The following is a 9,260-nucleotide window of genomic DNA, read 5'->3' on the forward strand; positions in this document are numbered from 1 at the left end:
CTTACGTCCTAAAAGTCTACATTAGTTTGAAGACATACACTTCCAGAAACAATGCAAATCAACTTTTTTTGGGAGGTAAGCAGGTTGCGATTATTGAATCAAATCAATTATCAGAATTAACTGCTGATGATATATTCATTTTTATGCAAATAGGAGAACAGATTTTTCCTGAATTGCAGACATCACTAAAATCATGCAACTTAGACCAATATATTATCTTTAATCGTAAGACAGGTTTTAGACAATATGGTTACTTTGAAGTATATTAGTTTTAAAAAAAAGATAAGTCCCTTACTTTTTAGAACGGGACTTATTTTTTTACATTCTAATGTTTATTTGATTGATCTTCGCATTGTCCGGTACAAAGATAAAAATTTCCAATCAACTCATCTACTATCTCATTTATTTTCTTGTTCTTAGCAAACAATATCTTGGCAATCTCTGTATTTATAATTGACTCATTTTCTGTTATTTCCACAAGTTCTCTTTCTAAAAAGCACGAATTAAATATAGTTTCATGATCAATTGTATAAAAGAAAAAACTACTGCCTTTAGATGTATTTAGTAAGAGATTATAATTATTGAGGTTTCTATCTTCATTAGCAACCCAAATATCAAAGAGTGCAATCAATAAAAAATCAGTTTTATCCTTTAGCTTGAGTCTAAAATTCTTGTCCTTACAACAAGGAAAAATATTCTATTCATTTGTGTGTCATTTTCTATTCTAAACATTCCTTTCTTCAACTACATTTGTCAAAAGTTAAGCTCCAATGGTCAAAAAGATTTAAACCTTTTTGTTAGACTACCTGCCCCTCCCTAAAAACACTGTACAGTTAAAAGCAGGATTATAAACAATAACTGTACAGCTATATTAGGACGAGACAGACCTAAAAGGGGGTGGTCGGCTTGTGGTCGCATAGTNACCTAAAAGGGGGTGGTCGGCTTGTGGTCGCATAGTGATCGCATAGTGGTCGCATACTTTACAGTCAAATTCATGCGACCACTATGCGACCACCTTGTTATCACTTACCGATCAATTGCCTGAATATACCGCACAAAAAAAGCCTAACTACATTTGTAATTAGGCTTGTATATGATTATACACTATAGATCATACATGAAGAAAAATGATTGGCATGGCGCATATCTAATACCGTTTGACCTATCCTTTCAATTCTCCGTACTTGTATTCCGTTTCTATTATCAGTTTTCCCTTGTCATCATACTCTTTGGTAAGTCCGTGAAGTAACCCGTGCTCATAGTTTGCTTCCTTTTTTAGTTGTCCGTTCTTGTCATACTCCTTAACCACGCCATCTAATACCCCACTTTCATAATTTGCCTCTACTTGCACTTGCCCATCTTCATAATATCCTTTCACTATCCCATTTTCTAATCCATTCTCATAACTTGCTTCGCCAGATAACTGCCCATTCTCGTAGTACCCCTTAATCTGTCCATGCAGTACCCCATCCTTATAGTCTGCTTCCGTTACAAGATGTCCTTTTGCAGAATAACTCTTTTTAACCCCCTCTATCTTTCCGTTTTTATAACTTGTTTCAGAGATAATCTTCCCCTCTTGGCTATATTCTTTCAGTATACCCTCTAATTTCCCTTCCTTATAAACAGCTTCAGCCTTTACTATTCCACTCTCGTAATACCCCTTAGTCATTCCATGTAGCACGCCATCCACATAACTATCTTCTACTTCTAATTGGCCATTGCCATAATAACTCTTTGCGATACCTGTAAATCCTTTATCAGAATTGACCTCATAAAACACTCCTCCTCTTTCTTGAAGGTTTTTAAAATTAACTTCTTTCTCTTGACTTGTACAATTCATTGATACAATGGAAAAAAGTAATAAGCACAAAATTCTTTTCATATCTTGTAATTCTATAATTTGATAGGCTATTGCTTTTCTTTAACTAAAGCGAATAGACGCATTAAACTTGATTTAATTTGCCAATCCATGAGCTTAAATCCTTTTTGTCAAAATAGCTATCTCTACAATACTACTCCGCTAAGATTGGCTTTAAATAGGGACCAAAACAATACTCTTGGTAATTGTACAACGGCAATTCACATCATTTATTTTTGGATAAGCACCTTTATTAAAGACTACAAACGCACAAAATAAAGAGTCATTTTTATCAAGAATAACAGGATCCTTTTAAAAAAAACGATCTCCTTTGGGTTTGTATTCTTTCTTACTTAGGTCGTAAAAAGTATTTTTACTATTGAGGATATAAAGATACACTTTATCCCTATTCTCCTTTACCAGGTCAGCATCGATTACTTCTACATTTTCAAATGTATCTACTTCTTCAGAAGAACTATAGTACAAACTGATAAAGTCATTCTTCTTTGAAGGGGTAATCACCCATTGCATCGTCAAAAAATCCCAAATTCCCTTTTCTCCATCTTGACTGACAATACCGTAAGCTAATTCGGGAAGCTGATGGATAATTTGCGTATCAACTTCACTAATAGTCTTTCCAGATAACAAACCTTTTATGCGATACCTTTCTTTGTCTACGCCTACAACAACCCACAAGTCTGACTGTGAACTGTACTTTTGCAAGATATCAGGATATTCTTTGCTATCAGCAAATCCCTCTACAACTGCTCCATTTTGATGAATGATAGCATAGTTCCTTTCAGCGTGATCCCCATTGACTATGACTGCATAAAACTGATCGCGATACGAGAAGGGAGTAAATACCTTAGCTCTCTTGGAAACTTCGTCGTAAAGTGTAGGACTAATTCCCGTGAGCTCTCCCAAGTGATTGACGCGAAACCCCTTGATTGTAGTATCTATTAAATAGCTATACTCCATAGGATTATACACGCCAATTTCGGGTTCTAAAAATGCTATTTGATCAAAAAAACGCGAATCATATCCAGCATAACTCCCTTTAATCTTTCCATAAAGTCCAAAGTCATTTCTGGTCATCTGATAGACATGTAAGTCCAAATCTGGGCAAAAGAATATAGGAAATGCGATAAAAGGTTGGGATAATTTCTTTTTTGAGATTCTATGCATATAACCCCATTTTTGGGATTTCTTGTCATAATAAGGAGTCAAGTCCTTAGATGAATAAGGTTTTATTTGACTGGTCAAACGCTCTTCAACTTGAGTACTATAACTACCTTCTTGTGCTGAGAGAACAAAGCTCATCAAGAAAAGAACTGCAAAGATTATCTTCTTAATCATATCATTTTTGCAGTTAAAGATACACAAAAGCCTAACTACTCTTGTAATTAGGCTTATATATATTGACTATTTTTTTAAAAAAATTATGGGCGAATTGCAATTCGCTCAAATAGCAAACGGGCGAATTGCAATTCACCCCTACAGTAAACTTTCTACGCACATGATGGCGCATTTTTCTCCATCTATTGCTGCAGAGATGATACCTCCTGCATAACCTGCTCCTTCTCCACATGGATACAATCCTTTAATCTGTGGGTGTTCTAACGTCAAATCTTCGCGTGGAATGCGCACTGGTGATGATGTTCTACTCTCTGGTGCATGAAGGATAGCTTCGTTGGTAAAATACCCTTTCATCGACTTGCCAAACTCTTGAAAACCTTCTCTCATAATTTGGGTTAAGAACCCTGGGAATACTTCTCCTAACTCAACAGAAGTCGTTCCGGGCACATAAGAAGTCTTAGGGATCGATTCAGATACTTTAGACTGTGAGAAGTCCACCATGCGCTGTGCTGGTACAGCTTGTGTCTCTCCTGCTAATAAAAAGGCCCTTTGTTCAATTGCCTTTTGAAATTCCATACCCGCCAAGGCACCAAATTTCTCAAAAGGTTTAAAATCTTCTAAGCGCAACTCTACTACGATACCAGAGTTGGCTGTTGGCTGATCGCGTTTAGACGGCGACCATCCATTCGTTACTACTTCCCCTGGTGCAGTAGCACAAGGCGCAATAACCCCTCCAGGACACATACAGAATGAATACATTCCGCGTCCATTGACCTGCTTCACGATAGAATAAGGTGCTGGCGGCAAAAATTCACCTCTGTAGTCACAAGAGTATTGTATCTTGTCGATAAGAGATTGGGGATGCTCTGCTCGTACCCCTAAGGCAAACGGTTTTGCCTCTATCAATATCTGTTTGCGATCTAATAATTCGTATATATCACGAGCGGAGTGCCCTGTGGCTAAAATGACTTTTTTTGCTTCAATAATATCACCCCCATTTACAACAACTCCTTGGATTGCACTGCTTTTGATTACAAAGTCTTCTACGCGTGTTTCAAACAAGACCTCTCCTCCAAACTCAATGATCTTCTCGCGCATATCCTGCATAATCTTTGGCAACTTATTAGTTCCAATATGTGGATGAGCCTCTACTAAAATATCTTGAGTAGCACCAAAAGCGACTAACAACTCTAAGATGCGGTTGACATCTCCGCGTTTTTTAGAACGCGTATATAATTTACCATCAGAATAGGTACCTGCTCCTCCTTCTCCAAAACAGTAGTTAGAATCAGGGTTCACAATGTGATCTCTGTTAATTGCCTTCAAATCACGACGACGACCTCTTACATCTTTTCCTCTTTCTAATACGATTGGCTTTACTCCTAATTCGATTAATTGCAAAGCAGCAAAGTACCCTGCAGGACCTGCTCCGACAACAATTACTCGCTCGGCATCTCTTACGTTCTTATACTCAGGGAAATCAATTTTTCTGTGTACAACATCATCATCTGCATAGAAAACAGCAACTTTTAAATTGATCTTCACGGTGCGCTGTCTGGCATCGATAGATCGCTTTAGGATAGTAATATGCTTAATATCCTTAGGAGAACACTTCACGTGGTTCGCAACGTACTGTGTCAATAGATCAGCTTTTGCTGCTACTTCTGGAAGAACTTGTAACTGTAATTCTTGTGGCATTTTGTTATAAAGCAAATAAAAATTAAAGGCGCAAAAATAAACTAAAAACGCTTACTTTTTTTACTATTTTATAGTCGTAGCTTATTTTTTTTAACATGCTCATCCAAAGTACACCTTACACTTGTAAAAAACTAATTTTAAACACATTATAGACTATCTCTAATTAACCTGTTCGATATCGATTAAGTCCTATGGACAACTCTTGTATTTGTAGAATAAGAGAATCATTGAGATCGACACCTTGTAATCCACTACACAAATCACCAAAGAGAGAGTCGCTTTTCAAAAGTTATACTATTAAAATATTTTCGTATAATTTCCTATACAATAAACCATATCTAAGGATAGGTTTGGTTAATTTTATTATATTGTTCTAACATTCAAACAACACCTTATGCACGTAAACTACCAAACTACAATTGTAAAAACAGCTGAAAAAGACGATCGAATCCGAGCAGTAATTCTCAACGGGTCGAGAGCTAATTCTTTAGTTAAACCAGATAAATATCAAGACTACGATATTGTGTACTTTGTCACAGATATTGAAACTGTAAAGATAGAAGAAGTCATTCACCAAGCCTTTGGCGAACCAATTATAGAACAACGTCCTGACGATATGGAATTAGGCAACGAGATTGGCAACACTCCTATTTCGTACACTTACCTTATGATCTTCGAAGACTACAGCAGAATAGACTTGACTTTATTTCCCATAGGAGAACTGGCCAAATACAAGCGAGATAGTCTATCTGTAGTGTGGTTAGATAAAGACCATTTGTTTGATGATATACCTCAGCCGTCAGACCGTGACTACCACGTAAATCGACCAACTCAAAGAGCTTTTACAGAAGTGTGTAATGAATTTTGGTGGTGCACAACTAATGTTGCAAAAGGCTTGGCAAGAGAAGAAAGACTCTACGCTAAAGATATGATGGAAACTGTCGTCCGCCCCATGTTTACAGAATTGCTTTCTTGGAAAATTGGCTGTGAACACAATTTTGAAGTATCCATTGGAAAATCGGGAAAGTTTATCAAACAATATCTCAGTGCTGAAGATTACAATCGCGTCCTACGCACATATAGCAATGCTAATGTGCAACGCACTTGGGATGCACTGACCGTTATGACGACTTATTTCTATGAGTTGCAACTTTATTTGGGAAAACAATTGGAATTGGAAGTCAATACATCAGAGGCTAATCAAGTCTTAAAATACATCAAGTATATTCAAGAAAATCCCCAATAGTAGCTCAATTAGCTCCTGATATCGATAAGAATGAGCACCTCTCGTTTTTAGGTGCCTTCTATCTTGATTCCTGTAAAAGTTGCTTGCTCAACTCACCAATTCTCACAAGTTTGTCTTCTACTTCAGTAGACCACGGCAAGCCTATACACAGGCGAATACAGTTTTCGAATTGCTCTTGAACCGTAAACATGCGTCCTGGTGCAATACTTATCTTTTCAGCAATAGCTAAGTCATAAAGTTTCATTGCTTGCACTCTTTGGTCAAACTCAATCCAAAGTGATAAGCCTCCTTGTGGTCGGTTTACTTTAGTACCAATGGGAAAACTTGTGATGATTGTATTGAGGTATTTTTGGTAGTTACTATACAAGTTTTGTCTTAGTTTTCTCAAATGCTTATCGTAGTTGCCGGATTTCATAAAGCTGGCGACTGCCTCTTGCATTAGCCCCGGCGTAGATATCGCGTGAACTAATTTTTGATGGAGAATCTTATCCTTGTATTTTCCAGGACAGACCCATCCTACACGATAACCAGGAGCTAAAGTCTTTGATACAGAACTACACCAAAGCACATTACCTGTCTTGTCAAAAGCTTTACAGCAATTGGGGCGATGATTGCCAAAATAAAGATCCCCATACACATCATCTTCAATCAGAGGAATATTGTGTTTGTCCAATAGGGCTACAATTGCCCTTTTATTTTCCTCTGGCATACAGCTTCCCAATGGCGTATTGTAATTAGAAATCAGTAAACACAAGTCGATATACTCAACTGCTTCTTCTAATGCCTCTACCTTTATTCCCGTGATTGGATCAGTTGGAAGTTCTAATACTTTGAAGCCTAAGTCAATGGCTAATTGGAATATACCTGGATAACACGGACTTTCAATTGCTATAGTATCCCCTGGTTTTCCCAAAGCTAACATACACAGCGAAATCGCACTCATACTGCCATTAGTGGTAATGATATCTTCTTCCTTCAACGTACCTCCCCAAGTCATTGCTCTATGTGCGATCATTCTTCTCAAGTGCAAATTGCCCTGTACAGAATCATATTCTATTCCCCCATCAACAAGTAAACGCGAGGCTGCTACTATTTCCTTTTTCATCTTAGAAGAAGGTAAAAAACCGTCGTATAAAGTACTATACGAAAATAGCGTAAAATCTCTGTTTCCCATATTAGAGTAAACTTTTCGGATAATTTCCTTAGGTTCCTTATTATTGGCTAACAGTACAGGCTTGCTAACCTCAGGTATAGGGACTTCTGCATAAAACAAATTACTCACAAAATAGCCTGATTGAGGCTTTACTTCGATTAAGGCATTTGCTTCTAACTCTTGATAAATTCGCTTGGCTGTATTCATGCTAATTTTGTACTCACTACAAAGTGCGCGAATAGAAGGTAAACGATCTCCTTCTTGTAATACACTACTTCGAATCTGACTGGCAATCGCATCAGCAATCGTGACATAAATATAACTGTGTTCCATAACTATCTTAACTGTACCCGTGTAAATTTACAAAATTGATACTGTACTTATTAAAGATTCAACGGATTTTTGTCTGGTAAATAAAACATAGAAATGAAAACGACAACAGTAATAGATATTACGCCTTCTTCAAATTCAACTAACGGGTGGATCAATGGATTCATAGGAGTATTCTTATTTAGTGGGTCTATGCCCGCAACAAAGGTAGCTGTCATAGAAATGGACCCGCTATTTGTAACGGCTTCCCGTGCGGGTATTGCTGGTGTTTTAGCTCTGATCTGTCTTTTGATTTTCAAAGAAATAAAGCCAACTAAAGCACAACTTCTTCCCTTGGGTATTGTAGCAATCGGCGGGGTGATTGGCTTCCCCTTACTATCGGCTTTAGCACTACAGTATATCACCTCAGCGCATTCTCTGGTTTACTTAGGGATCTTACCTATGTGTACAGCGGTTTTTGCAGTAATTAGAGGAGGAGAAAAGCCCAAAGGCATCTTTTGGTTATTCTCCATATTGGGTAGTCTGTTAGTCATTGGCTTTGCAGTTCTGCAAGGAGGAACAAGTTCGCCCCTTGGAAACATACTCATGATTATCGCTATTCTACTGTGTGGTCTTAGCTACGCTGAAGGAGCTAAATTATCCAAATCCCTTGGTGGATGGCAAGTAATTTCATGGGCTGTGGTGCTTTCACTACCTATCTCACTGCCAATTATGTTTATTACAGCACCTGCCACGCCAGAGTTCATCAGCATAGATGCCTGGATAGGAGTTGCTTATTTAGGAGTATTTAGCATGTTTGTAGGTTTTATCTTTTGGTATAAAGGGTTGGCACAGGGAGGAATCGCTTCTGTAGGTCAATTGCAGTTGTTACAGCCTTTCTTCGGATTAGCTTTAGCTGCTTATCTTCTGAACGAACACGTAAGCTCCAGTATGATCTTAGTAACATTAGGTGTTATTCTATGTGTAGCTGGGAGTAAAAAGTTTGGTTAACTCAAAACAATGAGCTCAGATTAGGCATTCGCTATCACACAAGCATACCACACAGTTGCTTCAGTGTCAATGGACGAATTGTCAATGCAATATGCTCTTGTCGTATAAACTCTATAGATACTCTGGATCAATCACAGTGGAAACTTTAATTGAGAAAGCTTTACCTTATTTTTAGCTTTCAAACCAAACCACAATAAAATGATGATACAAAATAGCAATCTAAATGACAAAGAGGAGATCTTCAAGTTATACGAACTGGCTACTAACTTTCAGAAAGAGCGATATACTGTACATTGGCCTATTTTTAAAGACAGCCTCATCGAAAGTGAAATTAAGCAAAACAGACAATGGAAACTTGTGATAGATGGGCAAATAGCTTGTATTTGGGCAACGACTTTTAGCGATCCTCAAATATGGCAAGAGAAAAATAGCGATCCTGCTGTTTATATCCACCGAATTGCGACTCATCCCAATTTCAGAGGTAGGCAGTTAGTACAACACATCGTAAATTGGGCCAAAGACTATGCTTCGGCAAATGACAAAGCCTACATCCGAATGGATACCGTAGGAGAAAACACCAATCTTATAACTTAACGTGAGTTCGACTTAAGCTATTAGTCTATTTTGAT

9 protein-coding genes are annotated in these 9,260 nt (G+C 37.6%); 4 read left to right on the forward strand and 5 right to left on the reverse strand.

The features are described from left to right. Positions 1 to 269 (forward strand): hypothetical protein (locus tag GJV76_RS14505; RefSeq protein ID WP_230381574.1); only part of this gene is annotated, 269 nt, incomplete at its 5' end. Between the two features lie 56 nt (positions 270 to 325). On the opposite strand, the gene GJV76_RS14510 is transcribed toward GJV76_RS14505, so the two are convergent. The 4 genes from GJV76_RS14510 to GJV76_RS14525 all read right to left on the reverse strand — a co-directional run bounded on the left by GJV76_RS14510 (position 326) and on the right by GJV76_RS14525 (position 4,912). Then, entirely contained in the window at positions 326 to 631 is a 306-nt protein-coding gene (locus GJV76_RS14510; RefSeq protein WP_155093314.1) for a HipA family kinase, read from the reverse strand. Positions 632 to 1,162: 531 nt separating this feature from the next. Next, positions 1,163 to 1,882, reverse strand: coding sequence for a toxin-antitoxin system YwqK family antitoxin (locus GJV76_RS14515; RefSeq protein WP_155093315.1), 720 nt, complete (start codon positions 1,880 to 1,882; stop codon positions 1,163 to 1,165). Between the two features lie 288 nt (positions 1,883 to 2,170). After that, positions 2,171 to 3,214 carry a hypothetical protein gene (locus GJV76_RS14520; protein ID WP_155093316.1) on the reverse strand — a complete coding sequence of 348 codons (1,044 nt, stop codon included), beginning with the start codon at positions 3,212 to 3,214 and terminating at the stop codon, positions 2,171 to 2,173. A 138-nt stretch (positions 3,215 to 3,352) separates the two neighbouring features. Continuing rightward, positions 3,353 to 4,912: an NAD(P)/FAD-dependent oxidoreductase gene (locus GJV76_RS14525; protein ID WP_155093317.1), complete on the reverse strand. Its 1,560-nt coding sequence runs from the start codon at positions 4,910 to 4,912 to the stop codon at positions 3,353 to 3,355. A 394-nt stretch (positions 4,913 to 5,306) separates the two neighbouring features. Here GJV76_RS14525 and GJV76_RS14530 point away from each other — a divergent pair, with 394 nt between their 5' ends. After that, positions 5,307 to 6,158, forward strand: coding sequence for an aminoglycoside 6-adenylyltransferase (locus GJV76_RS14530; protein ID WP_155093318.1), 852 nt, complete (start codon positions 5,307 to 5,309; stop codon positions 6,156 to 6,158). Positions 6,159 to 6,216: 58 nt separating this feature from the next. On the opposite strand, the gene GJV76_RS14535 is transcribed toward GJV76_RS14530, so the two are convergent. Beyond that, on the reverse strand, positions 6,217 to 7,644 hold the full coding sequence (locus GJV76_RS14535) for an aminotransferase-like domain-containing protein (protein ID WP_155093319.1): 1,428 nt from the start codon (positions 7,642 to 7,644) through the stop codon (positions 6,217 to 6,219). A gap of 93 nt (positions 7,645 to 7,737) precedes the next feature. Here GJV76_RS14535 and GJV76_RS14540 point away from each other — a divergent pair, with 93 nt between their 5' ends. Both GJV76_RS14540 and GJV76_RS14545 read left to right on the forward strand, forming a co-directional pair. After that, a complete protein-coding gene (locus GJV76_RS14540; RefSeq protein ID WP_155093320.1) occupies positions 7,738 to 8,631 on the forward strand; it encodes a DMT family transporter in 894 nt (297 codons plus the stop codon). A 198-nt stretch (positions 8,632 to 8,829) separates the two neighbouring features. Next, entirely contained in the window at positions 8,830 to 9,225 is a 396-nt protein-coding gene (locus GJV76_RS14545; protein WP_155093321.1) for a GNAT family N-acetyltransferase, read from the forward strand. Positions 9,226 to 9,260: the final 35 nt, after the last annotated feature.

Origin of the sequence: Myroides albus, assembly GCF_009711045.1 — a bacterium.
Taxonomy (GTDB): domain Bacteria; phylum Bacteroidota; class Bacteroidia; order Flavobacteriales; family Flavobacteriaceae; genus Flavobacterium; species Flavobacterium album_A.

Bases quoted from the DNA above. Each gene is read 5' to 3' on its own strand.
- GJV76_RS14525 (WP_155093317.1), bottom strand. From the start codon at position 4,912: ATGCCACAAGAATTACAGTTACAAGTTCTTCCAGAAGTAGCAGCAAAA.
- GJV76_RS14545 (WP_155093321.1), top strand. From the start codon at position 8,830: ATGATGATACAAAATAGCAATCTAAATGACAAAGAGGAGATCTTCAAG.
- GJV76_RS14535 (WP_155093319.1), bottom strand. From the start codon at position 7,644: ATGGAACACAGTTATATTTATGTCACGATTGCTGATGCGATTGCCAGT.
- GJV76_RS14515 (WP_155093315.1), bottom strand. From the start codon at position 1,882: ATGAAAAGAATTTTGTGCTTATTACTTTTTTCCATTGTATCAATGAAT.
- GJV76_RS14520 (WP_155093316.1), bottom strand. From the start codon at position 3,214: ATGATTAAGAAGATAATCTTTGCAGTTCTTTTCTTGATGAGCTTTGTT.
- GJV76_RS14540 (WP_155093320.1), top strand. From the start codon at position 7,738: ATGAAAACGACAACAGTAATAGATATTACGCCTTCTTCAAATTCAACT.
- GJV76_RS14530 (WP_155093318.1), top strand. From the start codon at position 5,307: ATGCACGTAAACTACCAAACTACAATTGTAAAAACAGCTGAAAAAGAC.